20 protein-coding genes and 2 pseudogenes are annotated in these 26,082 nt (G+C 71.8%); 11 read left to right on the top strand and 11 right to left on the bottom strand.

Going from position 1 to position 26,082, the window contains the following annotated elements; genetic code table 11:
* Positions 1-171: 171 nt before the first annotated feature.
* From pdhA (ABD374_RS01760) to ABD374_RS01730, 7 genes and pseudogenes are all read left to right on the top strand, one after another.
* Positions 172-1,305, top strand: a complete 1,134-nt coding sequence (gene pdhA, locus ABD374_RS01760) for a pyruvate dehydrogenase (acetyl-transferring) E1 component subunit alpha (protein WP_344489537.1) — start codon at positions 172-174, stop codon at positions 1,303-1,305.
* Positions 1,302-2,348, top strand: coding sequence for an alpha-ketoacid dehydrogenase subunit beta (locus ABD374_RS01755; protein ID WP_344489432.1), 1,047 nt, complete (start codon positions 1,302-1,304; stop codon positions 2,346-2,348). The genes pdhA (ABD374_RS01760) and ABD374_RS01755 overlap by 4 nt, the downstream gene beginning before the upstream one ends.
* A 17-nt stretch (positions 2,349-2,365) precedes the next feature.
* A complete protein-coding gene (locus ABD374_RS01750) occupies positions 2,366-3,739 on the top strand; it encodes a dihydrolipoamide acetyltransferase family protein (RefSeq protein WP_344489429.1) in 1,374 nt (457 codons plus the stop codon).
* Between the two features lie 67 nt (positions 3,740-3,806).
* Complete coding sequence (locus ABD374_RS01745) at positions 3,807-4,712, top strand: NTP transferase domain-containing protein (RefSeq protein ID WP_344489426.1); 906 nt, start codon at positions 3,807-3,809, stop codon at positions 4,710-4,712.
* The gene (locus tag ABD374_RS01740) at positions 4,709-6,193 is read left to right on the top strand and encodes a molybdopterin molybdotransferase MoeA (protein WP_344489423.1); all 1,485 of its coding nucleotides are present in this window, start codon (positions 4,709-4,711) and stop codon (positions 6,191-6,193) included. Before ABD374_RS01745 ends, ABD374_RS01740 begins: the two co-directional genes overlap by 4 nt.
* A gap of 20 nt (positions 6,194-6,213) precedes the next feature.
* On the top strand, positions 6,214-7,287 hold the full coding sequence (locus ABD374_RS01735) for a potassium channel family protein (RefSeq protein WP_344489534.1): 1,074 nt from the start codon (positions 6,214-6,216) through the stop codon (positions 7,285-7,287).
* Between the two features lie 60 nt (positions 7,288-7,347).
* A pseudogene (locus ABD374_RS01730) lies at positions 7,348-8,366 on the top strand (NAD(P)H-quinone oxidoreductase).
* Positions 8,367-8,447: 81 nt separating this feature from the next.
* On the opposite strand, the gene ABD374_RS01725 reads toward ABD374_RS01730, so the two are convergent.
* The 6 genes from ABD374_RS01725 to ABD374_RS01700 all read right to left on the bottom strand — a co-directional run bounded on the left by ABD374_RS01725 (position 8,448) and on the right by ABD374_RS01700 (position 16,196).
* Entirely contained in the window at positions 8,448-8,987 is a 540-nt protein-coding gene (locus ABD374_RS01725; protein ID WP_344489420.1) for a bacterial proteasome activator family protein, read from the bottom strand.
* 114 nt (positions 8,988-9,101) lie between these two features.
* Positions 9,102-11,942: an ABC transporter permease gene (locus ABD374_RS01720; protein WP_344489417.1), complete on the bottom strand. Its 2,841-nt coding sequence runs from the start codon at positions 11,940-11,942 to the stop codon at positions 9,102-9,104.
* Entirely contained in the window at positions 11,939-12,691 is a 753-nt protein-coding gene (locus tag ABD374_RS01715; RefSeq protein WP_344489414.1) for an ABC transporter ATP-binding protein, read from the bottom strand. Before ABD374_RS01715 ends, ABD374_RS01720 begins: the two co-directional genes overlap by 4 nt.
* Before the next feature lie 46 nt (positions 12,692-12,737).
* Positions 12,738-13,418 carry a PadR family transcriptional regulator gene (locus ABD374_RS01710; RefSeq protein ID WP_344489410.1) on the bottom strand — a complete coding sequence of 227 codons (681 nt, stop codon included), beginning with the start codon at positions 13,416-13,418 and terminating at the stop codon, positions 12,738-12,740.
* A 138-nt stretch (positions 13,419-13,556) separates the two neighbouring features.
* Positions 13,557-14,273: a hypothetical protein gene (locus tag ABD374_RS01705; RefSeq protein WP_344489407.1), complete on the bottom strand. Its 717-nt coding sequence runs from the start codon at positions 14,271-14,273 to the stop codon at positions 13,557-13,559.
* Between the two features lie 231 nt (positions 14,274-14,504).
* Complete coding sequence (locus tag ABD374_RS01700; RefSeq protein ID WP_344489404.1) at positions 14,505-16,196, bottom strand: Stk1 family PASTA domain-containing Ser/Thr kinase; 1,692 nt, start codon at positions 16,194-16,196, stop codon at positions 14,505-14,507.
* Between the two features lie 349 nt (positions 16,197-16,545).
* Here ABD374_RS01700 and ABD374_RS01695 point away from each other — a divergent pair, with 349 nt between their 5' ends.
* Positions 16,546-18,234: a protein kinase domain-containing protein gene (locus tag ABD374_RS01695; protein WP_344489401.1), complete on the top strand. Its 1,689-nt coding sequence runs from the start codon at positions 16,546-16,548 to the stop codon at positions 18,232-18,234.
* Between the two features lie 10 nt (positions 18,235-18,244).
* On the opposite strand, the gene ABD374_RS01690 is transcribed toward ABD374_RS01695, so the two are convergent.
* The 3 genes from ABD374_RS01690 to ABD374_RS01680 all read right to left on the bottom strand — a co-directional run bounded on the left by ABD374_RS01690 (position 18,245) and on the right by ABD374_RS01680 (position 20,481).
* The gene (locus ABD374_RS01690; RefSeq protein WP_344489398.1) at positions 18,245-19,258 is read right to left on the bottom strand and encodes a phosphotransferase; all 1,014 of its coding nucleotides are present in this window, start codon (positions 19,256-19,258) and stop codon (positions 18,245-18,247) included.
* Positions 19,259-19,273: 15 nt separating this feature from the next.
* Positions 19,274-19,723, bottom strand: a complete 450-nt coding sequence (locus ABD374_RS01685) for a pyridoxamine 5'-phosphate oxidase family protein (RefSeq protein ID WP_344489395.1) — start codon at positions 19,721-19,723, stop codon at positions 19,274-19,276.
* 95 nt (positions 19,724-19,818) lie between these two features.
* The gene (locus ABD374_RS01680) at positions 19,819-20,481 is read right to left on the bottom strand and encodes a response regulator (protein ID WP_344489393.1); all 663 of its coding nucleotides are present in this window, start codon (positions 20,479-20,481) and stop codon (positions 19,819-19,821) included.
* Positions 20,482-20,806: 325 nt separating this feature from the next.
* On the opposite strand from ABD374_RS01680, the gene pdhA (ABD374_RS01675) reads away from it, so the two are divergent.
* Genes pdhA (ABD374_RS01675) through ABD374_RS01665 form a run of 3 tightly spaced genes read left to right on the top strand, consistent with a single transcriptional unit; the run spans position 20,807 to position 24,449 of the window.
* Positions 20,807-21,964, top strand: coding sequence for a pyruvate dehydrogenase (acetyl-transferring) E1 component subunit alpha (pdhA, locus tag ABD374_RS01675; RefSeq protein ID WP_344489390.1), 1,158 nt, complete (start codon positions 20,807-20,809; stop codon positions 21,962-21,964).
* Positions 21,965-21,966: 2 nt separating this feature from the next.
* Positions 21,967-22,956: an alpha-ketoacid dehydrogenase subunit beta gene (locus ABD374_RS01670; RefSeq protein WP_344489387.1), complete on the top strand. Its 990-nt coding sequence runs from the start codon at positions 21,967-21,969 to the stop codon at positions 22,954-22,956.
* Between the two features lie 14 nt (positions 22,957-22,970).
* Positions 22,971-24,449, top strand: coding sequence for a dihydrolipoamide acetyltransferase family protein (locus ABD374_RS01665; RefSeq protein WP_344489383.1), 1,479 nt, complete (start codon positions 22,971-22,973; stop codon positions 24,447-24,449).
* A 171-nt stretch (positions 24,450-24,620) separates the two neighbouring features.
* Here the strand turns inward: ABD374_RS01665 and ABD374_RS01660 are convergent.
* Positions 24,621-24,791 (bottom strand): annotated as a pseudogene (locus ABD374_RS01660) (VOC family protein); the annotation flags it as partial.
* Positions 24,792-25,024: 233 nt separating this feature from the next.
* A complete protein-coding gene (locus ABD374_RS01655) occupies positions 25,025-25,969 on the bottom strand; it encodes a BRO-N domain-containing protein (protein ID WP_344489380.1) in 945 nt (314 codons plus the stop codon).
* Between the last annotated feature and the right edge of the window lie 113 nt (positions 25,970-26,082).

Genomic DNA, 26,082 nt, shown 5'->3' with positions numbered 1-26,082 from the left:
CATGGACGACCTGCGTCCATCCCAGGCTGTGGAGAACCGTTTGTCCACAGGCTGGAGCCGCCTGTAGCCAAATTGCGTCCACGACCGAACAATCGGTAGGTGAGGCACACCACACTCCTGTGCCGTTCTCACCGCTCCCACGAGGAGGTGCACGCGATGAAGAAGAGCACCATGACGGTCCAGGAAATGCCGGGTGCCGCCCCATACAGGCCCACTCCTCCCCCGGCCTGGAAGCCCCGCACGGACCCCGCACCGCTGCTCCCGGACAGCGAGCCGTACCGCGTGCTCGGCACCGACGCCGCAGACCGGCTCGACGCCGCTCTGATGCGGCGGCTGTACGCGGAACTGGTCCGCGGCCGCAGGTACAACGCGCAGGCCACCGCCCTCACCAAGCAGGGCCGCCTCGCCGTCTACCCGTCCAGCACCGGCCAGGAGGCCTGCGAGGTCGCCGCCGCGCTCGTCCTCCAGGAGCGGGACTGGCTCTTTCCCAGCTACCGGGACACCCTGGCCGCCGTGGTGCGCGGGCTCGACCCCGTACAGGCGCTGACGCTGCTGCGGGGCGACTGGCACACCGGGTACGACCCGCGCGAGCACCGCATCGCGCCGCTGTGCACCCCCCTCGCGACCCAGCTGCCGCACGCGGTGGGCCTGGCACACGCCGCGCGCCTCAAGGGCGACGACGTGGTCGCGCTCGCCATGGTCGGTGACGGCGGCACCAGTGAGGGCGACTTCCACGAGGCGCTCAACTTCGCCGCGGTCTGGCAGGCACCGGTCGTCTTCCTCGTGCAGAACAACGGCTTCGCGATCTCCGTGCCGCTCGCCAAGCAGACCGCGGCGCCCTCCCTGGCCCACAAGGCCGTCGGGTACGGCATGCCGGGCCGGCTCGTCGACGGCAACGACGCCGCCGCCGTGCACGAGGTGCTCGCCGAGGCGGTGGAGCGCGCCCGGCGGGGCGGCGGCCCGACGCTGGTCGAGGCGGTCACGTACCGCCTCGAGGCCCACACGAACGCCGACGACGCGACCCGTTACCGGGGCGAGGCCGAGGTGGAGGCGTGGCGTACGCACGACCCGGTCCAGCTGCTGGAGCGGGAACTCACCCAGCGGGCGATCCTGGACGCGGACGCCGTACGGCAGGCGCGTGAGGACGCCGAGAAGATGGCGGCGGACCTGCGCGAGCGCATGAACGCGGACGCGGTGCTCGACCCCATGGACCTCTTCGCGCACGTCTACGCCGGGAAGACCGCGCAGTTGAGGGAGCAGGAAGCCCTGTTGCGGGCCGAACTCGACGCGGAGGGCGAGCGATGACGACGGCGGCGAAGACGGGTGCGAGGGCTGCGGCGGCGGCCGCCGCGAAAGCCGCGAAGCCCGCGACGATGGCGCAGGCCCTCGGGCGGGCGCTGCGCGACGCGATGGCCGAGGACCCGACCGTCCATGTGATGGGCGAGGACGTCGGCGCGCTCGGCGGTGTCTTCCGGGTCACCGACGGGCTCGTGAAGGAGTTCGGCGAGGACCGGGTCACGGACACACCGCTCGCGGAGGCGGGGATCCTGGGGACGGCCGTCGGCATGGCGATGTACGGGCTGCGGCCGGTCGTCGAGATGCAGTTCGACGCGTTCGCCTATCCGGCGTTCGAGCAGCTCGTCAGCCATGTCGCGCGCATGCGCAACCGCACGCGCGGCGCGATGCCGATGCCGATGGTGATCCGGGTGCCGTACGGCGGCGGGATCGGCGGCGTCGAGCACCACAGCGACTCGTCCGAGGCGTACTACATGGCGACTCCGGGGCTCCATGTCGTCACGCCGGCCACGGTCGAGGACGCGTACGGGCTGATGAGGGCCGCGATCGCCTCCGACGACCCGGTGGTCTTCCTGGAGCCGAAGCGGCTGTACTGGTCGAAGGCGGCGTGGTCGCCGGACGCGCCGGCCGCCGTCGAGCCGATCGGCCGGGCGGTGGTGCGGCGCTCCGGACGCAGCGCGACGCTCATCACGTACGGGCCGTCCCTGCCGGTGTGCATGGAGGCGGCGGAGGCGGCCGGGGCGGAGGGCTGGGACCTCGAGGTCGTGGACCTGCGCTCGCTCGTGCCCTTCGACGACGAGACGGTGGCCGCTTCGGTACGGCGGACCGGGCGCGCGGTCGTCGTCCACGAGTCCACCGGCTTCGGCGGACCCGGCGGGGAGATCGCCGCCCGGGTGACGGAGCGCTGCTTCCACCACCTGGAGGCGCCGGTGCTGCGGGTGGCCGGATTCGACATCCCGTATCCGCCGCCGATGCTGGAGCGGCACCATCTGCCGGGAGTGGACCGGGTCCTCGACGCGGTCGCGCGGCTTCAGTGGGAGGCGGGCAGCTGATGCCACACGCTTTTGACATGGCGAGTCTGGAATTCAAGCTCCCCGACCTCGGTGAGGGCCTCACCGAGGCGGAGATCGTGCGCTGGCTGGTGGAGGTGGGCGATGTCGTCGCCGTCGACCAGCCGGTGGTCGAGGTCGAGACGGCCAAGGCCATGGTGGAGGTGCCGTGCCCGTACGGGGGCGTGGTGACCGCCCGCTTCGGCGAGGAGGGGACCGAGCTGCCGGTGGGTTCTCCCCTGCTGACGGTCGCGGTGGGAGCGGCCCCCGACGCCGCGGCGGCCCCCGGTGCTGTGCCGGTTGCCGTCTCTCCCGCGGAGGCGGATTCCTCCGTGGATGCGGAGTCCTCGGGGAACGTGCTGGTGGGGTACGGCACGGGGGCGACGGTGGCCCGGCGGCGGCGTGTCCGGCCGGTCGCGGCTGCCGGGCCGGTGGCTGAGGCCGGGCCGGCGGTGGTGCCGGTGGTTGAGGTCGCGGCGGCCAGGTCGGCCGGGCCGGTGCCGGTGATCTCGCCGCTGGTGCGACGGCTGGCGCGCGAGAACGGCCTGGATCTGCGGGAACTGAAGGGCACGGGGCCCGACGGCCTGATCCTGCGGTCCGACGTGGACAGCGCGATCCGCAGCAAGGAGCAGGAGCCTGCGACGGTACCGGCACCGGCGTCTGTACCGGCGTCCGTTCCGGTGTCCGCGGGGGCTTCCGTCGGCGCCGGGGAGCGTGTCCCGCTGCGGGGGACGCGCGGGGCCGTCGCCGACAAGCTCTCGCGCAGCCGTCGCGAGATTCCGGACGCCACCTGCTGGGTGGACGCGGACGCGACGGAGCTCATGGCGGCCCGTACGGCGATGAACCGGCCGGCCGGGCCACCGGTCTCGGTACTCGCGCTGCTCGCCCGGATCTGTACGGCTGCCCTGGCCCGCTTCCCGGAGCTCAACTCCACCGTGGACACGGCCTCCCGCGAGATCGTGCGCCTCCCCGGTGTGCACCTCGGGTTCGCCGCGCAGACGGAGCGGGGACTGGTCGTCCCGGTCGTACGGGACGCCCATGCCCGCACCGTGGAGCAACTGGGCGCGGAGATCGCCCGGCTGACGGAGTCGGCCAGGAAGGGGGCGCTGACCCCGGCGGACCTGACCGGCGGCACGTTCACGCTGAACAACTACGGGGTGTTCGGTGTCGACGGCTCCACGCCGATCATCAACCATCCGGAGGCGGCGATGCTCGGGGTCGGCCGGATCGTCCCCAAGCCGTGGGTGCACGAGGGCGAACTGGCGGTCCGCAAGGTCGTTCAGCTGTCCCTGAGCTTCGACCACCGGGTGTGCGACGGCGGTACGGCGGGCGGCTTCCTGCGGTACGTGGCGGACTGCGTGGAGCAGCCGGCGCTGTTGCTGCGCACCCTTTAGACCGCTCGGACCGCTGCGCGGGCGCTGCCCCTACCCGCCTCTTCCCGGAGGGCCGCATACTCGGGGAATGACCACGACCCCGTATGACGCCATCGTGCTGGCCGGAGGCGCCGCGAGGCGACTGGGCGGGGTGGACAAACCCGGGGTGCGCGTGGGCGGGCGAACCCTGCTCGACCGGGTGCTGGGGGCCTGCCGCGGAGCCGGTACGACCGTCGTCGCCGGCGGACGGCGGGCGACCGTGCGCCCCGTCGAGTGGGCGCGGGAGAAACCGGCCGGGGGCGGGCCGCTGGCCGCGCTGGACGCCGGAGTGCGGCGTACCACCGCGGACAGCGTGCTCGTACTCTCCGCCGATCTGCCGTTCATCGGGAGCGGTACGGTTCAGCGGCTCCTCGGTGCTCTGGAGGAGAGCGGGAGGGAAGCCGCCCTGCTGGTGGACGCGGGAGGGCGGGACCAGCCCCTCGTCGCCGCCTACCGCGCCGAACCGCTCCGCCGCGAGCTGGCGCTCCTCGCCACCGAGCACGGCAGTCTCTCCGGCCTGCCCCTCCGGCTGCTCACGGGCGAACTCGCACTGACACGCGTCCCCGCCGGTCCCCTGGACTCCTTCGACTGCGACACCTGGGAAAACATTGCCGCAGCCCGGTCGCGGATCAGGGAGCATGGACATGTGCTGGATGAATGGATGACCGCAGTCAAGGACGAGCTCGGCGTCGAACTCGATGTCGACACCGGCCTCCTGCTCGACCTCGCCCGCGACGCCGCGCACGGTGTCGCCCGGCCCGCCGCGCCGCTCACCACCTTCCTGGTCGGTTATGCGGCGGCGAAGGCGGGCGGGGGCGGGCCGCAGGCCGTTGCCGAAGCGGCTCGCAAGGCCGCGGCTCTCGCCGCCCGTTGGGCGCAGGAAGCCGAGGAAGAGGCCAAGGGGGAGGTCTCGGGGGCCGCCACGGGAGACCGCAGGGAAGACGGCGCGGGGTGAACCAGGAGGATCGCGAGATCGACGAGGCACTCGCTCTCGTCAGCCGGGCACCGACACCGACATCGACATCGACACCGGCACCGGCATCCGCATCAGCGCGGGAGCCGGCTCCGGATCCGGGCGGGGCACCGGAGCAGCCGCAGGCGCCGGAGCCGCCCGGACAGGCCGGTCGGGCCGACAGGACCGCCGCCGTACCCGCGCCCCAGGCCCGTACCGGCGCCACTGCCTGGACCGAGGCGCGCGCCGTCGCCGCCCGGGCCGGTGGGGCCGCCGCGCCCCGCACGGTGCGGGTGGCGTTGGGGCAGGCCCTCGGGCAGGTCCTCGCCGAACCCCTCACCGCGCTCACCGATCTGCCGTCCTTCGACACGTCCGCCATGGACGGATGGGCGGTCGCGGGCCCAGGGCCGTGGCACATCGGGGAAGGCGGCCAGGTCCTCGCCGGGCATGCCGCCCCCGGAGCGCTCACCGACGGTACGGCCGTACGCATCGCCACCGGGGCCCGTGTCCCGCCCGACACCACCGCCGTGATCCGCACCGAGCACGCCCGGCCGGCGGAGACCGAGGGGCGGTTGTACGCGCGCCGCGAGGTCGTCCAGGGCCAGGACATCCGGCCGCGCGGCCAGGAGTGCCGTACCGGTGACCGGCTGCTGCCCGCCGGCGCCCTCGTGACCCCCGCCGTCCTCGGCCTCGCCGCGGCCGCGGGTTACGACGCGCTGTCCGTGGTGTGCCGGCCCCGCGTCGAAGTGCTCGTCCTGGGTGACGAGTTGCTGAGCGAGGGCCTGCCGCACGACGGAATGGTCCGCGACGCCCTCGGCCCGCTCCTCGACCCCTGGCTGCGCGCCCTCGGTGCCGAAGTGCTGGGCACCCGCCGCCTGGGTGACGACGCCGAAGCGCTCCACCGGGCCGTCACCGCGTCCACGGCCGACCTGGTCGTGACCACAGGCGGTACGGCGGCCGGCCCCGTCGACCACGTCCACCCGATCCTGCGCAAGGCGGGCGCCGAGCTGCTGGTCGACGGTGTCGCGGTGCGGCCCGGCCACCCGATGCTGCTGGCGCGCCTCGAAGCGGGGGAAGGGGAAGAAGGGGAAGGGGAGGGAGGAGCCGGCGGGGCAGAGGGGCGTCCGTATCTGGTGGGTCTGCCCGGCAATCCGCTGGCCGCCGTGTCGGGCCTGCTGACCCTCGCCGAGCCGCTGCTGCGTGCCCGTGCCCAACAGGCACCCCGCGCTCCGCACTTCTCGTCCGTACGGGACGATGTGAGCGGCCACCCGTACGACACCCGTCTCGTTCCTGTCGTCCGCCGCCGAAGGGGGAGGGACGGGAACGGACCGGAACAGGCCGTGCCGCTGCACTACAACGGTCCGGCCATGCTGCGCGGCATCGCCGCCGCCGACGGCCTGGCCGTCGTCCCGCCCGGCGGCGCACGGGCCGGCCAGGTACTGGAAATCCTCGACCTGCCCTGGACAGAAGGACGTTTCACGTGAAACTTCCCGGCCAAGACGCGATGGCCAGGCATGCCGACGAGCACCTCGTCACCGCCAGGATCAGGCTGCCGCGCCGTATCGTCGACCGCCCGCTGCGGCAGGTCGGCAAGCGTCTGCTGATGGCGATGATGGTTCTGGCCGTGACGGTGCTCATCGTCTACATCGACCGCGCCGGCTACCACGACAACGCCGACGAGAGCATCGACTTCCTCGACGCCGTCTACTACTCGACCGTGACCCTCTCCACGACGGGTTACGGCGACATCGTGCCGCACAGTGACAGCGCCCGGCTCACCAACGTGCTGCTGGTGACGCCGCTGCGCGTGCTTTTTCTGATCATCCTGGTCGGCACCACTCTCGAGGTCCTCACCGAACGGACCCGGGAGGAGTGGCGGCTGAACCGCTGGAGGGCCCAGTTGCGCGATCACACCGTCATCGTCGGATTCGGCACCAAGGGACGTTCCGCGATCCAGACCCTGGGCGCCACGGGGCTCAGGAAAGAGCAGATCGTGGTCGTCGACCCGAGTGCGAAGGTCATCGAGGCGGCCAACGCCGACGGGTTCACGGGCGTCCTGGGCGATGCCACCCGCAGCGACGTACTGCTCCGCGCCGAGCTCCAGAAGGCCCGCCAGATCATCATCGCGACCCAGCGCGACGACACGGCGGTCCTGGTCACGCTCACCGCGCGTCAGCTCAACCGCGGTGCGAAGATCGTCGCCGCGGTCCGTGAGGAGGAGAACGCGCCGCTGCTGCGCCAGTCCGGTGCCGACGCGGTCATCACCAGCGCCAGCGCGGCCGGGCGCCTCCTCGGCCTGTCCGTGCTCAGTCCCAGCGCGGGCACGGTGATGGAGGACCTGATCCAGCAGGGCAGCGGACTCGATCTCGTCGAGCGGCCGGTGATAAAGGCCGAGGTGGGGCGGAACGTGCGGGAGACCGAGGACCTGGTGGTCAGTGTCCTGCGCGGGCACCGGCTGCTCGGTTACGACGACCCGGCGGCCAGTCCGCTGCAGCTGACGGACCGGCTGATCACCATTGTGCGCGCCTCGCCCGGTGCCACGAGCGCGGGGGACATGCGGGTGACGGTGCCGGACTAGGACCACGTCCAGGACTACGGCCGGGACGGGAACGGGCCGGTGCGGAGTAGCCTCGCGGCCATGTATGCGATCACGATTCCTGAACCCGGTGGCCCCGAGGCGCTCGTGTGGGCGGAGGTCCCCGATCCCGTACCCGGCGAGGGCGAGGTCCTCGTCGAGGTCGCGGCGAGCGCCGTCAACCGCGCCGACCTGCTGCAGCGCCAGGGCTTCTACGACCCGCCGCCCGGCTCGTCCCCGTACCCCGGCCTCGAATGCTCGGGCCGGATCGCGGCACTGGGGCCCGGCGTCTCGGGCTGGTCCGTCGGCGACGAGGTGTGCGCCCTGCTGAGCGGCGGCGGATACGCCGAGAAGGTCGCCGTACCGGCCGGGCAGCTGATGCCCGTGCCCGACGGTGTGGACCTGGTCACCGCGGCGTCGCTGCCCGAGGTGACCGCGACGGTCTGGTCGAACGTCTTCATGATCGCCCACCTGCGGCCCGGTGAGACGCTGCTGCTGCACGGCGGTGCGAGCGGCATCGGCACGATGGCGATCCAGCTCGCCAAGGCGGTCGGCGCGCGCGTCGCGGTCACCGCCGGCGGTCCCGAGAAGCTGGCGCGCTGCGCGCAGCTGGGCGCGGACATCCTGATCGACTACCGGGAGCAGGACTTCGTACAGGAGCTGCGCAAGGCCACCGACGGGGCCGGCGCGGACGTCATCCTCGACATCATCGGTGCGAAGTACCTGGACCGGAACGTGAAGGCACTCGCCGTCAACGGCCGCCTCGCGATCATCGGCATGCAGGGCGGAGTGAAGGGCGAGCTCAACCTGAGCGCGCTGATGAAGAAGCGCGCCGCGATCACGGCGACGTCGCTGCGGATGCGCCCGCTGGGCGAGAAGGCGGCGATCGTCTCGGCGGTACGGGAGCATGTCTGGCCGCTGATCACCACCGGCCGCGTCCGCCCGGTGGTGGACCGTGTCGTGCCGATGGCCGAGGCGGCGGANTGGTGGACCGTGTCGTGCCGATGGCCGAGGCGGCGGAGGCCCACCGGGCGCTGGACGCGGGCGGCCATGTCGGCAAGATCCTGCTGACCACGGCCTGAGCGGACCCGATCCGCGCGAGAGGCCCGCGCCGCCGTCACGGCGGGGCGGGCCTCTCCCCGCCGGTGAGCGGGTGCGGCGGGCTAGAGGTACGGGCCCGAACGCACCGGGCCGTGGCCTTCTTCCTGACCGTCGTCCTCGTGGCCCGCGCCCGGCGGAAGCGCGCGCCGCATTTGCTCCAACTGCGCCCGCGCCGCCATCTGCTGGGCGAAGAGCGCCGTCTGGATGCCGTGGAAGAGGCCTTCGAGCCACCCGACCAGCTGGGCCTGCGCGATGCGCAGTTCCGCCTCGGAGGGGATCGCCTCGTCCGTGAACGGCAGGGAGAGCCGCTCCAGTTCCTCGACGAGCTCAGGCGCGAGACCGTCTTCGAGCTCCTTCACCGAGCTGGCGTGAATGTCCTTCAGCCGTACCCGGCTCGCCTCGTCGAGAGGAGCCGCGCGGACCTCCTCCAGGAGTTGCTTGATCATGCTGCCGATGCGCATGACCTTCGCGGGCTGTTCGACCATCTCCGTCACTGGCACCTCGCGCGGCTCGTCGTCAGCGCCGCCGAAAGCCATTCCGTCCTGTCCCATGACAAGAACTTTCGGGCTCTCCTGCGACCGTTCACTCCTCGGCATCTCCATGCCGCCATTCTCTCGTACACCTCCGTCACACCCACGGTGTGCCCCCGCACAGAGGTGATCCACCCTGCGCGGGGGTACGGGAACAGCGGGGGGCGCGGGAACAGGCGCCCCGGCTCAGCCCGCCGCGCGCCGCGCCACCGCGGTACGGGACCTGGTGACCAGTGCGGCGAGGAGCGCCGCGCCCACGGGTACGGCGACGAGCAGCGCCGCGAGGGTCTCCCACGGGACGACGATCGGGACGTACGGCGGATCGATCATGCCGCCCATGCCGGCGTCCAGGTCCCTCTCGTACCACTTCAGCTGCTGGTGTTCCTCGGTCAGCCGCAGTCCGATCGCGGGCAGCACGCCCGCCGCCGAGCCGAGGACCACGCCCATCGCGGCGACCACCCCGCACTGGAAACCGCTCAGTGTCCTGCGCACCCGCGGGGGCGCGCCGACCGCGGCGAGGGTCTTCAGGTCGGGTTCGGCGTCGGTCTGGGCGAGGCCCGTCGCGATGCCGGCCGCGCCGATGGTGACGAGTCCGGCGAAGACGGTCAGGGCCAGCAGGACGATGCTGTTGTCGCTGACGTACCCCTCCTCCACGTACAGGCCGCCTTCGGTTCCCAGCGTGTCGAGCGCCGCGTCGAGCTTCTGCCGCTGTGTGCTGTTCGGCAGGTTGTCGGTCGAGAAGTACGCGCCGAAGGGGACGGTGGTGAGACCGGCGGCCTTCGCGGCCTGCACCGGCAGGACGACGTTCAGTCCGTACGACTGGACGGACTCGGGGGCCTGGTGGACGGGGAAGGACGCGATCTCGCCGGGCGCGTCCTTGCCCTCCTGCCGCATCAGGTCGGCCTTCTCGGTGTCGGTGATCAGTTTGACGCCGATCTGTCCCTTGTCGACGTTGCGCCGGTCGAAGGAGACGGCCTTGCCGCTCTTGAGGGCGTCGACGGCGGCCGGGTCGTCGATCGCGAGGACCGACAGCAGCTTCTCGTCGGCGACGAGGACCTCCTGATCGGCGTACTGACCGTCCTCCTGGCAGCGCCAGTCCCCGGACAGCTTGCGGCGCTCGGCCGGCGACAGCTCCTTCGAGCCCGGGACGTCCTGCGACCACAGGGCGCAGCGGTTCTCCTCGGGTACGACCAGCTCGTACTGCCCGCAGCCCTTCGCGTCGCTGTACGGCTCGCAGTTGGCGTTGCCCACGACGATCCGGCCGACATCGGCGCGCATGTCGACGGGGAAGTGCTTCTGGACGGCCGCGCGCAGGGCCGGCACACCGCGGCCGCCGCCCTCCGTGTCGGACACGGTCACCGCACCGTGCGGCAGCCGTGCCTGGTAGGAGGCGCGCTGCTGTACGTCGACGCTGGTGGCGTACGTCGCCACGGCGACCGTGCCCGCTACGGCGGCCAGCACGGCGGCGACGGCGGGAGCCGTGCGGCCCCGGTTGCGTACGGCGTCGCGCAGCGCCAGGCGCGGCGACAGCGGCAGCCACCCACCGAGCTTGCCGAAGAGGCCGACCAGGGCGGGGGTGAGCGCGACGATGCCCAGCTCGGCGAGGGCGCTGCCGCCCGCGACGACGACGATGCTGTCGGTGGCGGTGGCACCGAACAGCGTGATGGTGATGCCCAGGCCGGTCGCGATCAGGCCGACGACGGGCAGGACGCGGCTGGAACGGCGTACACCGCGGCGGCCGGTGAGCGAGGCCAGCACGGTCTGCCGGGACGCGGTGACGGCCGGGACGATCGCGGCGAGCAGACCGGTGAGGACGGCGAGCAGGCCGATGCCGAGCAGTTCCAGGGGGCGGACGTCGAAGCTGCCGAACCGCTTGCCCATGGCGTCCTCGAGCAGCGGCCGCAGCACGAAGGTGAGGAGCAGACCGAGCGCGGTGCCCACGACGGCCGCGGCGAAACCGATGACCAGACCGCCGGAGAGCACGATGGCGCGGATGTGGCGGCGGTCACCGCCGTTGGCGCCGACCAGGCCGAGCTGACGGCGTGAACGCCGGGCCCCGACCGCGAACGCCGGGCCCGCGAGCAGGCAGATCTCCAGCATGGCGAGGCCGACGACGGTGCCGACGGCGGCGAGTTCCGCGGTCTTGGCCGCCGCGCTCTGCTCGTAGTCGGACCAGTCGTCCCGCTGGTAGAGCGGCACCTCGGAGTCGGCGGGCGGGTCGAGGGCCACGGCCCGCGAAGTCACCGTGACACCCCGGGCATTGGCCTTCTTGACCATGTTCCACGTGAAACCGTCGCCGCCGACCGACACCAGGTACGTGCTGCCGGCCGCCGTGCCGGGCAGGCCGTCGGCCTTGAGCGCCTTGTCGAGCGGCGCCAGGAACGTGCCGGGCCGCGCGAGGACCTCGTCGGTCTTGAGGGCTCCGGGGAGTTCGTACGAGCCGACGATCCGGTACTCGGTGGCGAGCCCGCGGGCGGTGAGCTTCGAGCCCACCTTCAGGCCGCTGGTCTCCAGGAAGTGGGTGGTCGCGGCGATCTCGCCGGCCTTCCCGGGGAACCGGCCCCGGTCGAGGGTCAGGAGGCCCTTGGCCATCGGATCGGTCGCGTCCAGCTCATGGATCGCGGTGTTGAGCAGGCCGTGCTCGGTACGGAGCTTGCCGCTGCCGCTCGTGTCCTTGAGTATCTTCGCGCCCGCCGGGAACGCCGCCCGGATGTCGGCGGAGCCTTCGGGCCACGGCTTGTCGTCGAAGTTCTCCACCGTCATGTTGTCGGCGCCGTCGGGCGACTGGTGGATCGGCACACCGCCCATGCCCGGATCGGACATCCGGGCGTCGGCGGCGCCGAGGCCGCGCTCCATCTCCTGCTCGGTGGAGAGTTCGGCGCTGCGCAGGGTCAGATCGGCGGCGCTCACGCCCAGGATCGGCAGGGCGATCATGGCGAGTACGAGGGAACTGCGGCCCTTGAAGCGCCAGGCGTCGCGGCGGGCTATGCGCACCGCGGCCACCCATGAGTGGTACCAGTGGTTCACTGTGCGGCCGCCTGCTCGGAGAGCAGCGAGTCGGCCTGGCTGCGCAGGGTCTCGTCGACGACGGAGCCGTCGCGCAGGAAGACCACCCGGTCCGCCCAGGCCGCGAAGCGCGGCTCGTGGGTGACGAGGACACCGGCCGCGCCCGCGTCGCACCGGGCGCGCAGCAGTGCGAGCACGGACTCGCCCGTCTCGGAGTCCAGGGCGCCGGTCGGTTCGTCGGCGAGGACGAGGCGGCGGTCGCCCACCAGGGCGCGGGCGATGGCCACGCGCTGCTGCTGGCCGCCGGACATCTCGTCGGGGAAGCGGTCGGCGAGCCGGCCGAGACCCATTTCCTCCAGGGCGGCGACGGCGGAGACGCGCGCTTTGCGGGCGGACACACCGTCCAGTTCGCGGGGCAGGGCGATGTTCTCGGCGGCGGTCAGGGCCGGGATGAGGTTGTAGTCCTGGAAGACGTAGCCGATGCTGCGGCGGCGCAGGGCGGCGAGTTCCTTGCGGCCCACGGTCGTGATGTCCGTGCCTTCGACGACGACCCGGCCCGAGGTGGGGCTGTCGAGACCGCCCGCGATGGTGAGCAGGGTGGACTTGCCGGAGCCCGACGGGCCCATGACGGCGACGAGTTCACCGGGGAAGACGGAGAGGTTGACGCCGCGCAGGGCGTGGACTTCGGTGGCGCCGCTGCCGTGGACGCGGGTCAGTTGCTCAAGTTGCAGTACGGGCTGCTGTGACTCGTGGGGCGTGGATTCAGGCATGAAAAAGGTCCCCCTGGGGTGGAAGGGTGGTGGCGGGGCGCGGGTTCTAGCGCCCTGTGCTGTGAGACATCGAGGCCGTACGAGCGGCATCGGCAACGGCGGTGACGTCATGGCCCGCAGGGACCGGTGGCGCGGCCGCGGGAGTGTTCCTGGCCCTGCGCCCGGCCGTCACGGAGAGCCGGGCGAGCCGGGACTCGGAGTGGTCGAGCCAGCGCGCCTCGGCCTCGGTCTGGAAGATCAGCTGTTCCAGTACGAGCAGCCAGGCGATGTCGTCACGCGCCTGCTCGCCGTCTTCGCTCCCGGACTCGCCCTCGACGGCCGCGAGGGCCCGGGCCTTGAGGCGGGTGTAGTCCTGCATCGCCTTGAGGGTGGCGTGGCGCTGGGCCTGGATGACGGCCCGGATGTCGACGCCGGGGGCGCCGACGGCCATGGCGAGCTTGATGGCCAGCTCGTCGCGGGGCGGACTGGCGCGGTCGACGGGCCGCTCGAACCAGCTCTTGAGTTCGCCCCGCCCCGCGTCCGTGATCGCGTACAGCGCGTGGCCCGCTCCGTCCTCACCGTCCTGGACGACCATGCCGTCGCGTTCGAGGCGCGCCAGGGTCGTATAGACCTGGCCGACGTTGAGAGGCCAGGTCGCACCGGTGCGCGACTCGAATTCGGTACGCAGTTGGGAGCCGTAGCGGGGGCCTTGTTCCAGGAGGGCCAGCAGCCCGTGGCGGATCGACATACTGAGTATGTATACCGAGTATGCCGTCGAACGCCAACCGACCCGAGGAGGACATCGGGAGTAGGTCCTGAGAGGGGGGAAGTAGGTCCTGAGAAGGGAAGCAGGCCCTGAGGGGGACGCACCGCCGGCCGGGTCAGGTCAGCCGCGCCGCAGCCGGAGCCCCAGGAACCCGAGCCCGAGCCCGACCAGTGAGAGCCCCACTCCCAGTGGAAGCACATGGACGCCCAGGGGTCCTGACTGTGCGACGGCCTGCTGGGACCCCTCGTGGGCGGCGCCCGGCGGGACGGCGTGGGAGGGGGAGGCGGCGGACTCGTGCCAGGGGTCCTCCAGCGCCTCTTCGTGGACGTCCCCGGGTGTGGGCGTGTACGCCTCACGGGGGGTGGCCGAGGCGCTCGCCGACGCGGAAGCCGAGCCGGACGCGGACGCCGAGGGGCTGCGCGGGGCGCCGGTACTGCCCGACGGGCTCGCACCGCCGCTCTCGGCCGCCTCCGCCGTGGCGGACCCGCTCCCGCTGGGAGCCGCGTTCTTCCCGGGAGTCCTTCCCGGCCGTGTACGCCCCTCCCCGGCCGGCCTCCCGGCCAGGCTCCTGGAGGGCGCGACGGTGGGACCGGAGAACCGCTTCGAACCGTCGGACGCTCCGGCGCCCGGCCCCGGCTCTCCTGCGGAGGCGGGCCCGGACGAGGAAGACGAGGAAGTGAACGAAGTGGACAGGGGTGAGGAGGCGGAGTCGGGGGCGGAAAGGGGTGCTGAGGTACGTGCGGGCGTCGGGTCCGGCGCACGCTCGCCGGCGTACGCCCCCGGGGCCGGCAGTGCCAGCACCGCGGCCACCCCCACCGCCGCGAACCGGACAGCCATGGGACTCCGCCTCCTGTGCCGAGATGCGCCGGACCGCTGTGTCCGCCGCTGGGATGCCGGACCCAGCGTCACACGCCGCCACACCTCCGGCACCCCGGGTCACACGAAAGGGGCCCCCGCGGTGTTGCGCGCGGGGCCCCTTCCGTGCATCCACACCGAACCGGCCCGAACCGGACAGACGCTGTCAAGCCGGCCTGAACGGGGTCGAAACGCTCCGTTCGGCCGTCCGGTCTAGTCCGAGGGCGGGTTGCCGGTGGCGACTTCCAGCTCGATCGTGAAGTCCTCGGGATCGATGTCGGCATCGCGCTTGGGGTACTGGTTGACCACCGTGTCCTCGCCCCAGGTGGGGTCGTCGACCTTGGTCTCCTTGAGCTTCCACCCCGCCGCGTTCAGACACAGCTTGACCGAGCGGATGTCCTTGTAGAGGAAGCTCGGCACCACGACCTTCTCCGGGTCCGACATCGACTCCCTGCCGGGCGAGCAGTCGGTGGTCTTCATGGTCCTGGAGCGGTCCGGGCCCTTGTAGCCGGGCTTGGCCGCCACCGCGCTCTCGGTGGGGTCGGCGCCGCCCTCGTTCCCGCCCTTCGGGTCGTCCCTGAGCGAGAGCGCCGTGACCAGGCCGCCGATCGCCAGCAGCGCGACCACGACCGCCCCCACGACCACCGGCATGTTCCGGTTGCCGCCGCCGTTCCCGCCCCCCTGACCCGGCGCCATCCGGGGCGACATCGTGTACGGCGGCGGGGTCTGCCCGCCCTGGCCGCCCTGCATGCCGTGCCCGCCGTGCTGCATCCCGTGCGTCGCGTACGGCGAAGGAGCGGGCGTATGGTGCGCCGCCTGCGCCGGATACCCGTACCCCTGCTGCGCGGGGCCCGGGGCGGGCGTCGGCGGCCCGTACGGTGCCGGGCCCGGCTGGTACGGCGTCTGGACGCTGCCGCTCTGCGGGTAACCCGTCTGCTCGACCGGCGGGAAGACCGCCGCCCCGACCCCGGACCCGCTCTGCGCCGCCGGACTGCCACCGACGATCACCGGGGTGGCGCCCGTCTGACCCGACCCCGACACCCGCGCGCACTCGTCGCGCATCGCGGCCGCGCTGGGAAACCGCTCGTTCGGGTTCTTCTTCAGCGCCCGCGCGACGAGGGCGTCGACTGCCGGCGGGATCGACCGGTTGATCGACGAAGGAGCCACCGGCTCCTCCTGGACGTGTGCGTACGCGATGGCGAGCGGCGAGTCCGCGTCGAACGGCAGCCGTCCCGTCACCAGCTGGAACAGCATGATGCCGACCGAGTACAGGTCGGAGCGCGCGTCGACGCCGCGCCCCAGGGCCTGCTCGGGCGAGAGGTACTGCGGCGTACCGACGACCATGCCGGTCTGCGTCATCGACGTGACGCCGGACTGCATGGCGCGCGCGATGCCGAAGTCCATGACCTTGACCACATTGCGCTTGTTCAGCATCACGTTGCCGGGCTTGATGTCGCGGTGGACCAGGCCCATCTCGTGACTGGTGTCCAGCGCGGCCAGCACATCCGCCGTGATCTTGAGCGCCTTGTCGGCCGGCATGGCGCCGTACTGCTCGATGTCCGCCCGGAGGACGGAGCCGAGCGGCTGCCCCTCGACGTACTCCATGACGATGTACGGCATCAACGCGCCGTCCAGCGCGTCCTCACCGGTGTCGAAGACGGAGACGATGTTGGGGTGGGAAAGCTTGGCGACCGCCTGCGCCTCGCGCCGGAACCGTTCGCGGAACGACTGCTCGCGCCCCAGTTCCGTGTGCAGCGTCTTGATGGCCACCTGGCGGTCCAGCGCGGAGTCGTACGCGAGGTACACCGACGCCATGCCGCCTTCTCCGAGCAGGTCGCGCAGCTGGTACCGCCCGCCCGCGACCGAGCCGCCCGCGTAGCGGCCCTGTCCGCCGTCCTGGCTCATTACCGTGCTTCCCCCTCAGCGCAAGATTTACGGGCCAAGTCTGCCCGAGGGCACTGACACGTCAAGCGCGGTGCCCGTTCCGTGACCGTACGCGCCACAAGCGTCGCGCAAGCGTTACAGCCAGGGGCCCGGCACGGACCCGGCGGGAGTCCGGCGAGGGCCCGGCGCGAGCCCGGCAGGGGTCCGGCAGGGGCCCGGAATTTGCACGGGTACATCGGCAACGGGTTTGATGGCCGGTCCATCCCGGACCGGCGCGCCGCGCGGAGGCTGTAGCGTGACGTGGCGGAGAACCTTGAGGCCCTGAGGACCACCGCGAACGCGACGTGGACAGAAACGACGGCGAGGACTGATGGCACCCGAACCCGAGGGAAGCGGCGGCGGAGTGTCGGACGCCCCGGAATCATGGGGTATGGGCGGATTGGTCGGCGATGGCCGCTACCGGCTGACGCACCGCCTCGGCCGTGGCGGCATGGCGGAAGTGTTCGCCGCCGAGGACGTACGGCTCGGCCGTACCGTGGCGGTGAAGCTGCTCCGCTCCGATCTTGCGGAGGACCCCACCTCCAAGGCGCGGTTCACGCGTGAGGCACAGTCGGTCGCCGGCCTGAACCACCACGCCGTGGTCGCCGTGTACGACTCCGGCGAGGACCAGGTCGGCGGAAGCGTCGTCCCCTACATCGTGATGGAGCTCGTCGAGGGCCGTACGATCCGCGAGCTGCTCCAGAACGCGGAGGCCCCCGGCCCCGAGCAGGCGCTGATCATCGTCTCCGGCGTGCTCGAAGCGCTCGCGTACAGCCACCAGCACGGCATCGTGCACCGCGACATCAAGCCCGCGAACGTGATCATCACGCACAGCGGCGCGGTCAAGGTCATGGACTTCGGCATCGCGCGCGCCCTGCACGGCGCGCAGTCGACCATGACCCAGACCGGCATGGTCATGGGCACGCCCCAGTACCTCTCGCCGGAGCAGGCGCTGGGCAAGGCCGTCGACCACCGCAGCGACCTGTACGCGACGGGCTGCCTGCTCTACGAGCTGCTCGCGCTGCGGCCCCCCTTCACCGGCGAGACCCCCCTTTCGGTGGTCTACCAGCACGTGCAGGACATCCCCGTACCTCCGTCCGAGATCTCGGACGTGGCGCCGCCCGAGCTCGACGGGCTCGTCATGCGCTCCCTCGCCAAGGACCCGGACGACCGGTTCCAGAGCGCCGAGGAGATGCGCGGGCTCATCCAGTACGGCCTGTCGATGCTCCAGGAGCAGGGCAGCCACACCGGCACCTGGAACACCGGCCCCGTGGAAGTGCACGAGGGCGGCCACACCCCCGCCGGGGGTGCCTACGCGACGACCGTGATGGGCCACCCGAACCACGGCGACACCTCGCAGATGCAGGCGGGCGGCGCGATACTGCCGCCGATGAACCCGCACGACGGGGCGTACGACGGCGGGCACGGCGGCGGCGGGAGCGGCCGCGGCAGGATGTGGATCTTCGCGGTGCTCGCGGTCGTCGCGATCGCGGCGGGCGTCGCTTTCGCGATGAACCGGCCGGACGACAACGGCGGCGGCGGCACGGACCACAAGGACAAGAACCCGTCGGTCTCCTCCACCCCGACCAAGACGGACGAGAAGACGGCGAAGCCCTCGGACGACGAGTCCTCGCCCGGCACCGACCCGGGCACCTCCACCGGCGGTCAGCAGCCGAGCTGGACCCCGTCGAAGAAGTACCCGAAGTATCCCCCGAGCCGTACGCCGTCGTACACGCCCAGCAGCACCCCGTCGGCGACGGGCACCGCCCCGGGCACGACGACGGACGGCGGTACGGACACCGGTGGCACCGACACCGGTGGCACGGACACGGGCGGCACGGACACCGGTGGCACGGACACCGGTGGCACCGACACGGGTGGCACGGACACGGGCGGCACGGACGCGGGTGGCACGGACACGGGCGGCACGGACGCGGGTGGCACCGACACCGGCGGCACCGACGCGGGTGGTACGGATGTCGGCGGTACGGACGCGGCCGGCGGGGCCGCCACCCCCTGACCCGGGCCCCTCACCCGGCGAACGCCTCGCGCACCGCCTCGTACTCCCTCGTCCACCACACCACCAGGGCCGACGCCGCAGGAAACTGCGGGTCGGCCCTGCGGTCGTTCAGCTGGTAGCGCCAGCGCAGTATCCAGAAGTCGTTGAGCCGCTCCCACCACACCCGGTGCACCGCCGCGGCCAGCTCGTCCGCCCCGGCCCCGGCCGCCCGCCGGTACGCCGCCGCGTACGCCCGTACCTTCGCCAGCTCCAGCTCCCCGTCCGGCCGCACGAAGAAGATCGCCGCGGCCCGTACCGCCTCCTCCGCACGCGGTTGCACCGCGAGGCAGTCCCAGTCGACGATCGCTGCGGGCTCGGCGCCCCGGTAGAGCAGGTTCAGCGGGTGGAAGTCGCCGTGCACCCACCCGGTGGCGGGCTCGGCGACCGGCGGGGGCCGCCGGTGGGCGTGCCGCTCCAGGAGGGTCCGCCGCTCCAGGAGGCGGTGTTCCGCCAGTACGTCGAAGGCGTCGCGGGGCCGCCGCCCGCGCGCGAGCGTCAGCAGCCCGTCGATCAGGGTGAAGGTGTCGGCGGGGTCGGCGCAGTCGTGCGTACGCCGTGCGGCCTCCTCCATCACCCGGTCGAGGCAGGTGTGCACGAGCCCCAGGAGCGCCCCGAGCCGCCGGGACTCCGCCGTCGTGAGCTGGGCGCCGCCCCGGTGCCGGCCGTCGATCCACGGGTGCAGGGCGTAGCAGTGGCCGCCGATCACCGTGACCGTACCGCCGTGGGTGTCCTCGACGGGCGGGGCGACGGGGACGCCGAACGCCTGGAGGTGGCGGGTGGCGCGGTGCTGGCGTCTGATCGTGTCGCGGTCGCCGTCCAGGTGGTGCTTGAGGAAGTAGTCGCCGCGGGTGGTCACGAGGCGGTAGCCGTGGTTGAGCAGGCCCTGGGCCACGGGCTCGCAGGAGAGCGGCTCGCCCGGGTCGCGGTAGTGGCGCAGCAGGGGGCCGACGGGCGGCGGAGGGGCGGATACAGATGAGCGTGACACCCGTCAGATGTTAGATCACAGAGCGTACGCATAGCGTTGCTCCGGGGTACCGCTCAAGGTGTGCACGGTGGTGAACTGCGGTTCGATGCGCATGTAGACGGGATCGAAGAGCTCGCCGTTGACATGGTGGGGGCCACGGCCGAAGAGTTCCAGCTCGTCGGTGGCCGGCTCGAACAGTTCGGCGGTGCCGGTGAACTGGACGGACCACAGGGTGGCGTCGTCGGAACCGCAGCCGAAGTTGTCCGCACCGTACGCGACCACGCTGCCGTGGCAGGCCTGGTGGTGGTTGAAACCCGCATGCATGCGCAGCAGCACACGCCCGCGCACGACGATGTGACGCGCGACGGCGAGGAAGGGCAGGGCCCGCATGCTCGTGACGACTCGGCCGTAGGGGACGCGGCGGAGGAGCTCGACGGCGCATGGACCTTCGGCGGGCTCGGCGGGCTCGGCGGGCTCGGTGGGCATGCCCTTCACTGTCGGCCACCGGCAGGGGCCCGTAAAAGGGACGGAAGTCCCGAATCGAACCAGGAACCGGGAGCCGCGAGCAAGCGAGCGGGCGGTTAGCGCCTCTCCTCCGCCTGCTTGCGCGCCACATACGCGGCGGCCTGCGAGCGGCGTTCCATGCCCAGCTTGGAGAGCAGGCTGGAGACGTAGTTCTTGATGGTCTTCTCCGCGAGGTGCAACCGCTCGCCGATGACCCGGTTGGTCAGGCCCTCGCCGATCAGGTCGAGGATCCTGCGTTCCTGCTCGGTGAGGCGCGCGAGCCGGCTGTCGTCCTTGGCCGCGCTGCCCGAACGCAGCCGCTCCAGGACGCGGGCGGTCGCCACCGGGTCGAGCAGCGACTTGCCCGCCGCCACGTCACGCACGGCCGCCAGCAGCTCGTTGCCGCGGATCGCTTTGAGCACGTATCCGGAGGCGCCGGCCATGATCGCGTCGAAAAGTGCCTCGTCGTCGGAGAACGAGGTGAGCATCAGGCATTTGATGTCCTCGTTCTGCGAGCGGACTTCGCGGCAGACCTCCACCCCGCTTCCGTCGGGCAGCCGTACGTCGAGAACGGCCACGTCGGGACGGGTCGCAACGATCCTGACCAGGGACTCTGCGGCTGTGCCCGCCTCACCGACCACCTCGATGTCGTCCTCGACGGAGAGCAGTTCGTGGACGCCGCGCCGGACCACCTCGTGGTCGTCGACGAGAAATACGGTGATTTTTCCATCTTCGCGCACGCCGTCATCCTCACACACGAACTCTTCCCGTGCCGTAGGTCGCCGGGATAACGTGCCGTTGTTCCGGCAGACTGCAAGGCTCTGACCAGTGGTTGTTCCCGAATTCTGCGATTTACTTGGATATCCAAGCAAAATTGCAGGTCAAACGGGGTTTCGCAGTTATGCGACCCACTGGGTAACGTGCCTGTGGCAGGCGTTTCGCCGGGGCACCTGTCACATCTGTTCCCGGCCGAGTCGCACCCACCCCGTGCACGAGGACGCGAGCAGGTGAGCCGCACTGGTCACCGGCAGACCCCGGGGGCCGGACAGACGGAGGAGCACGCACGTGACCGTGGAGAGCACTGCCGCGCGTAAGCCGCGACGCAGCAGCACCAAGCGCGTCAGCGCCAAGAAACCCCAGCGATCCGAGCCGGAGCTCGTACAGCTGCTCACCCCCGAGGGCGAACGCGTCGAGCACCCGGACTACGCGATCGACCTCACCCCGGACGAACTGCTCGGCCTGTACCGGGACATGGTCCTGACCCGCCGCTTCGACGCCGAGGCCACCGCTCTCCAGCGCCAGGGCGAGCTGGGCCTGTGGGCCTCGCTGCTCGGCCAGGAGGCCGCCCAGATCGGCTCGGCCCGTGCGCTGCGTGACGACGACTACGTCTTTCCGACGTACCGCGAGCACGGTGTCGCCTGGTGCAGAGGTGTCGATCCGACGAATCTGCTGGGAATGTTCCGTGGCGTGAACCACGGTGGCTGGGATCCCAGCACCAACAATTTCCATCTGTACACGATCGTCATCGGGTCGCAGACGCTGCACGCGACCGGTTACGCGATGGGTGTCGCCAAGGACGGCGCGGACTCCGCGGTCATCGCGTACTTCGGCGACGGCGCGTCCAGCCAGGGTGACGTCGCTGAATCGTTCACCTTCTCGGCGGTCTACAACGCCCCGGTCGTCTTCTTCTGCCAGAACAACCAGTGGGCGATCTCCGAGCCCACCGAGCGCCAGACCCGCGTGCCGCTCTACCAGCGCGCGCAGGGCTTCGGCTTCCCGGGCGTGCGGGTCGACGGCAACGACGTCCTCGCCTGCCTGGCCGTGACCCGCGACGCGCTGGAGCGCGCGCGGCGGGGCGAGGGGCCGACGCTGGTCGAGGCGTTCACGTACCGGATGGGTGCGCACACCACCTCCGACGACCCGACGAAGTACCGGGCCGACGAGGAGCGCGAGGCGTGGGAGGCGAAGGACCCGATCCTGCGCCTGCGCACGTACCTGGAGAAGGAGGGCCTCGCCGGCGCGGCCTTCTTCGAGGCGCTGGAGACCGAGAGCGAGAGCCTCGGCAGGCGGGTCCGCGAGGCGGTGCGCGCCATGCCCGACCCGGACCAGCTGGCGATCTTCGAGAACGTCTACGCGGACGGCCACGCCCTCGTCGACGAGGAGCGCGCGCAGTTCGCCGCCTACCAGGCGTCCTTCGCGGCCGAGTCAGGGGAGGGCAAGTAAGCATGTCCGTTCAGTCCGTACAGAAACTTCCCCTCGCGAAGGCGATCAACGAGTCGCTGCGCAAGGCCCTCGAAACCGACCCCAAGGTCCTGATCATGGGCGAGGACGTCGGAAAGCTCGGCGGTGTCTTCCGGGTCACCGACGGTCTCCAGAAGGACTTCGGCGAGGAGCGGGTCATCGACACCCCGCTCGCCGAGTCCGGCATCGTCGGCACGGCGATCGGCCTCGCGCTGCGCGGCTACCGCCCGGTCGTGGAGATCCAGTTCGACGGGTTCGTCTTCCCGGCGTACGACCAGATCGTCACGCAGCTCGCGAAGATGCACGCGCGTTCGCTCGGCACGATCAAGATGCCGGTCGTCATCCGCATTCCGTACGGCGGCGGCATCGGCGCGGTCGAGCACCACAGCGAGTCCCCGGAGGCGCTGTTCGCGCACGTCGCCGGCCTGAAGGTGGTCTCGCCGTCCAGTTCCTCGGACGCGTACTGGATGATGCAGCAGGCCATCCGGAGCGACGACCCGGTGATCTTCTTCGAGCCGAAGCGGCGCTACTGGGACAAGGGCGAGGTCGACGTCGAGGCCGTTCCCGGCCCGCTCCACACGGCGCGCGTCGTGCGTGAGGGCACCGACCTGACGCTCGCGGCGTACGGCCCGATGGTGAAGGTCTGCGTGGAGGCGGCAGCGGCGGCGGCCGAGGAGGGCAAGTCCCTCGAAGTCCTCGACCTGCGGTCGATGTCCCCGATCGACTTCGACACGGTCCAGACGTCGGTCGAGAAGACCGGCCGCCTGGTCGTGGTCCACGAGGCCCCGGTCTTCTACGGCTCGGGCGCGGAGATCGCCGCCCGCATGACGGAGCGGTGCTTCTACCACCTGGAGGCGCCGGTGCTGAGGGTGGGCGGTTTCCACGCGCCGTACCCGCCGGCGCGCCTGGAGGAGGAGTACTTGCCGGGACTCGACCGGGTACTCGACGCCGTCGACCGCTCGCTTGCGTACTGAGGAGAGCCGTGACGATGACTGAGACTTCCCAGACTCCCCGTACCCCCGCCTCCCAGCGCTTCCGCGAGTTCAAGATGCCCGACGTGGGCGAGGGGCTCACCGAGGCCGAGATCCTCAAGTGGTACGTCCGGCCGGGCGACACGGTCACCGACGGCCAGGTGGTGTGCGAGGTCGAGACGGCGAAGGCCGCCGTGGAACTTCCCATCCCGTACGACGGCGTGGTGCACGAGCTGCGCTTCGACGAGGGCGTGACGGTCGATGTCGGCCAGGTGATCATCACGGTGGACGTGGCGCCGGGGACGGACACGGCCGGTGCTGCGGATCAGGCCCCGGTGGCGGAGCCCGGGCCCGAGGCGGAGAAGCCGGCGGAAGCCAGGCCCGCGGCCCGCCAGCCGGTGCTCGTCGGCTACGGCGTGTCCGAAGCCTCCACCAAGCGCCGCCCGCGCAGGGGCGCGGTGGCCCCGGCGGAGACGGCGGCGGTCGCCGCCGCCGTCCAGGCGGAGCTCAACGGCCACGGTTCCGGCGCCACGGCGGCCCCGGAGCCCCGGCAGTCCCGCCCGCTGGCCAAGCCCCCGGTCCGCAAGCTCGCCAAGGACCTGGGCATCGACCTGGCCACGATCACGCCGACCGGCCCCGACGGGATCATCACCCGCGAGGACGTCCGTGCGGCGGTCCCGGCTCCGGCACCCCAGGAGCAGGTGCGGGAACAGGCGGCCCGGGCACAGCGGGCGGAGCCCGAGCCGGTGTCCGCGCCGGAGCCCGCTGCGGCTGCCGGGCCGGTCACCACCGGCGCCCGGGAGACCCGTACCCCCATCAAGGGCGTACGGAAGGCCATCGCGTCGGCCATGGTGAACAGCGCGTTCACCGCGCCGCACGTCACGGAGTTCATCACCTTCGACATCACGCGCACCATGAAGCTCGTCGAGGAGCTGAAGTCCGACAAGGACATGACGGGCCTGCGGGTCAACCCGCTCCTCCTGGTCGCCAAGGCGTTCCTGGTAGCGATCAGGCGCAACCCGGACGTCAACGCGGCCTGGGACGAGGCGAACCAGGAGATCGTGCGCAAGGAGTACGTGAACCTGGGCATCGCGGCGGCCACCCCGCGCGGCCTGATCGTCCCGAACATCAAGGACGCCCAGGTGAAGACCCTGCCCGAACTCGCTTCCGCGCTCGGCGAGTTGGTCTCCACCGCCCGTGAGGGCAAGACGTCTCCGGCGGCGATGCAGGGCGGCACGGTGACCATCACCAACGTCGGCGTCTTCGGTGTCGACACCGGTACGCCGATCCTCAACCCGGGCGAGTCCGCGATCCTCGCGGTCGGCGCGATCAAGCTCCAGCCGTGGGTCCACAAGGGCAAGGTGAAGCCCCGTCAGGTGACCACCCTCGCCCTCTCCTTCGACCACCGCCTGGTCGACGGCGAACTGGGCTCCCGGGTCCTGGCGGACGTGGCGGCCGTACTGGAACAGCCGAAGCGCCTGATCACCTGGGCCTAGGCATCCGCTTTCCCCGGGGGCTTCCCCCGGACGCCTCCCCCGGACCGGGTCCCGCCGCACGGCGGGGCCCGGTCCGGCCGGTTTCCGGCCCGGCTGTTCCCGGGCTCGGCCGACGCGGAACCCGTTGCCCTCGGGGTCCTGGAGGACGACGGCGCGGAACTCCATGCCGGGCCGGTCCAGGACCCGGAACACCGGCGCACCGGCGTCGGCCGGCCGTCTCACCGTGTCGGTGACGCGCCGGGTCCGGAGGCCGGGCGGAACGCCGTGCCCACCGCTCGCCTTCACGCCGAGGTGCACCCGGTTCTTGACGCACTCGGCTTCCGGGACCCGCTGGAACCACACCCGTGTCCCCGCCCCGCCGGGGCGAGGATCGACCCGGGACTCTCGTCGGCCCCGGTGGCCGGCTCCTCCACGTAACCCGGCGCGTCGCACCAGAGGGCCGCCAGCTTCTGCGGGTCCGCGCAGTCGACCGTCGCTTGCGGCGTTCTCTCCATGGGCCGTCCTCCCGGTCCGGACCGCACCGGACCGCACCGGACCGCACCGGACCGCACCGGGCCGCACCGGACGGTCCGGACCTACGGCCGGTGCAGGACGTAGACCGGCGCCCCCTCCTCCGTGCCGTCCGCAGGGCGGATGCACGCGTGTTCGCGCATGAGCCCCAGACACTCGTCCACACGGGACACCGGCAGCCCCGTCCGCTCCGCGATGGATTCGAGCGGCTGCCGGAGCTCACCGTCCTGGGCCAGTACGGGAGCGATGGTGACGGCCACGGCCCACACGTCCTCCGTCACCGACATGCGCGTTTTCCAGTCGGCCAGCACCGCCTCGGCGGTGAGGCGCGGGTGCCGTACGGCCGGCGGCGCGGCGTGGTCGGTGAGCAGCACGTCGAGCCGGTCCGCGATCCGCTCCATGGCCCGCGCGGTCGCCTGGTGCGCGGCGAGGGACGCGCGCTGGGCGGCAAGGGATTCGCGCTGGGCCGCGAGCGCTTCGCGCTGTACGGCCGCGAACTCCTCGTCCGCCCGGAGGTTCCGCTCCTCCAGCCGGACGATGGCATCGGCGATCCGCGCCGGCATGGCGTAGGCCGCGGGGGCTGCCGGGTCCGACGGCTGCACCTCGGCCCGGGGGAGGGCGTAGGAGCCGTGCCGCTGGACGGACAGGACCACCTCGGCGACCCATTCCCTGAACGGCGCGCAGGCGGGTTTCGTACAACCGCTGACGAGGAGGACGAGCCCGTGCAGATCGATGAGCTGGAGGTCCCGGCGCCACTCTCTGCCCGCGGGGATGCCGAGACCGTGGCTCCTGGTCACCGTTTCGAGGCGCTTGCGGTGTTCTTCCGGGACGTGATCGAGAAGGGCCTTCCCGGTCGTGGTGTACCCGAGCTTCCTGCAGACGTCGGATGCCGGGAACCAGTGGCTTCCGTCGGGCATCGTCAGCCTCCGCAGCCGTGCCCCGGTCGCGCCGTAGGCGAAGTCGCCGATGTCGATCGCCTCGTGTTGCGGCGGCATGGCGTGTTCGTTCATTCGGACCACCTCCAGGGCGGAACGTAGAACGGGACGAACCGAATATGCCAGTCGAATCGGTGATGTTCACAAGTGCGAGTGGACGGGGCGGATTTCCCTGCGGACGATCACCG

Origin of the sequence: Streptomyces enissocaesilis (assembly GCF_039533765.1) — a bacterium.
In the GTDB taxonomy this organism is placed as follows: Bacteria; Actinomycetota; Actinomycetes; order Streptomycetales; family Streptomycetaceae; genus Streptomyces; species Streptomyces enissocaesilis.
This window is presented reverse-complemented; position numbering and strand designations above follow the sequence as displayed.

Coding starts and splice junctions, on each gene's coding strand:
- pdhA (WP_344489537.1), top strand. CDS start 172: ATGACGGTCCAGGAAATGCCGGGTGCCGCCCCATACAGGCCCACTCCT.
- ABD374_RS01755 (WP_344489432.1), top strand. CDS start 1,302: ATGACGACGGCGGCGAAGACGGGTGCGAGGGCTGCGGCGGCGGCCGCC.
- ABD374_RS01750 (WP_344489429.1), top strand. CDS start 2,366: ATGGCGAGTCTGGAATTCAAGCTCCCCGACCTCGGTGAGGGCCTCACC.
- ABD374_RS01745 (WP_344489426.1), top strand. CDS start 3,807: ATGACCACGACCCCGTATGACGCCATCGTGCTGGCCGGAGGCGCCGCG.
- ABD374_RS01735 (WP_344489534.1), top strand. CDS start 6,214: ATGGCCAGGCATGCCGACGAGCACCTCGTCACCGCCAGGATCAGGCTG.
- ABD374_RS01725 (WP_344489420.1), bottom strand. CDS start 8,987: ATGGAGATGCCGAGGAGTGAACGGTCGCAGGAGAGCCCGAAAGTTCTT.
- ABD374_RS01715 (WP_344489414.1), bottom strand. CDS start 12,691: ATGCCTGAATCCACGCCCCACGAGTCACAGCAGCCCGTACTGCAACTT.
- ABD374_RS01710 (WP_344489410.1), bottom strand. CDS start 13,418: ATGTCGATCCGCCACGGGCTGCTGGCCCTCCTGGAACAAGGCCCCCGC.
- ABD374_RS01705 (WP_344489407.1), bottom strand. CDS start 14,273: ATGGCTGTCCGGTTCGCGGCGGTGGGGGTGGCCGCGGTGCTGGCACTG.
- ABD374_RS01700 (WP_344489404.1), bottom strand. CDS start 16,196: ATGAGCCAGGACGGCGGACAGGGCCGCTACGCGGGCGGCTCGGTCGCG.
- ABD374_RS01695 (WP_344489401.1), top strand. CDS start 16,546: ATGGCACCCGAACCCGAGGGAAGCGGCGGCGGAGTGTCGGACGCCCCG.
- ABD374_RS01685 (WP_344489395.1), bottom strand. CDS start 19,723: ATGCCCACCGAGCCCGCCGAGCCCGCCGAGCCCGCCGAAGGTCCATGC.
- ABD374_RS01670 (WP_344489387.1), top strand. CDS start 21,967: ATGTCCGTTCAGTCCGTACAGAAACTTCCCCTCGCGAAGGCGATCAAC.
- ABD374_RS01665 (WP_344489383.1), top strand. CDS start 22,971: ATGACTGAGACTTCCCAGACTCCCCGTACCCCCGCCTCCCAGCGCTTC.
- ABD374_RS01655 (WP_344489380.1), bottom strand. CDS start 25,969: ATGAACGAACACGCCATGCCGCCGCAACACGAGGCGATCGACATCGGC.